Here is a 1,142-nt window from a genome sequence, read left to right on the forward strand (position 1 = left end):
CAAGCGCGCCAGTTTCCCAACTTACAAAACATTTGAGGGCTATGGCTATCAGAATGTAAAGTTTCCCCCTGCTTTCAGCAGGGAGGAACTGGAATGAGTACGGTACTGATGACTGATAGTGCGGGAAACATTCAGAACAACAAAGAGAACAAAAAGATGCCCTAAAGTCAGAGAGTTAGTTTTAAAATTGATTTTTATAGGAGAATATGAAAATGGATATTTTAAATAATTTAAATGAAAGGTTATCTTTTGATGAGAAAGATGTACATGCTGGAGGAGAAGATAAAATTAAAATGGTTTTGAATAAGGCTCCGTTCAATTTACCGAAAGATTATATTGAATTTCTAGAAACCATTTCTGGGGATGAAAATGATGGGATTTCTTTTTTCACAGATATGGAGAATGGTGGGTATGGTGAGATTGTAATCTGGGCTGCGGAAGGTGCATTACGAACTAATCTTGAAGATCTTAACTTTCCAATATACAAGAAATTTCTTGAAGAAGCATGGGTAATAGGAAATGATTTAGGCGATATAGTTTATTTTTATGGCGTAGGAAATGCCGGATTTGGTATTTATAGAAGTGGTGCAGGTAGTTTAGGGTTTGATGTTGCAGAGAAGATAGCAGATTCTCTTACAGCATTTCTTGTTGGCGGTGTAGGAATTGATATTGCTATAACTTTATAAAAGAATTCTGGAAACCAAAGTCGGAGGAGAAATCCTGCTTTCTTTCCAATATGAGTATGACAACTGCAACAGACTTTGAATTTATTAACTCAAACTTCGCACTTGGATAAGTGCCTATGCACCCTGAAAATTCAATAATAACTGGCATTAAAATAGCATGAAACCAATGGTTTTGATATAATTAAGTCACCACAACAAAATCATAAAACCGGAGGTTCATGCTATGAATAAAAGTATAACACAAGACAACCAGAATGATAACCAGATTTCGAAATCTATCAGAAGATTTTTTACACGCTTTCGGGTTTGTCAAGTTAAATGTGTAAGTTTTTCTAAAAATATTTCAGAGAGAGATCTGAGGGGGAAAACGGCACAGTCCAAGTCTTATATGTGGCTGTATGGGTCTGGGAACGACGGGCTGCCGCCGATCCGCTTGTACGATTATCAGCCCAGCCG

2 protein-coding genes are annotated in these 1,142 nt (G+C 37.0%); both read left to right on the forward strand.

Going from position 1 to position 1,142, the window contains the following annotated elements; translation table 11 throughout:
* Positions 1-212 precede the first annotated feature (212 nt).
* Positions 213-686 carry an SMI1/KNR4 family protein gene (locus tag G614_RS0124075; RefSeq protein WP_027643897.1) on the forward strand — a complete coding sequence of 158 codons (474 nt, stop codon included), beginning with the start codon at positions 213-215 and terminating at the stop codon, positions 684-686.
* A gap of 223 nt (positions 687-909) precedes the next feature.
* Positions 910-1,142, forward strand: a 233-nt coding sequence (locus tag G614_RS33460) for a hypothetical protein (protein WP_207637866.1), incomplete at its 3' end; no start/stop codon positions are given.

It is taken from the genome of [Clostridium] clostridioforme AGR2157 (assembly GCF_000424325.1).
Taxonomy (GTDB): Bacteria; Bacillota; Clostridia; order Lachnospirales; family Lachnospiraceae; genus Enterocloster; species Enterocloster clostridioformis_A.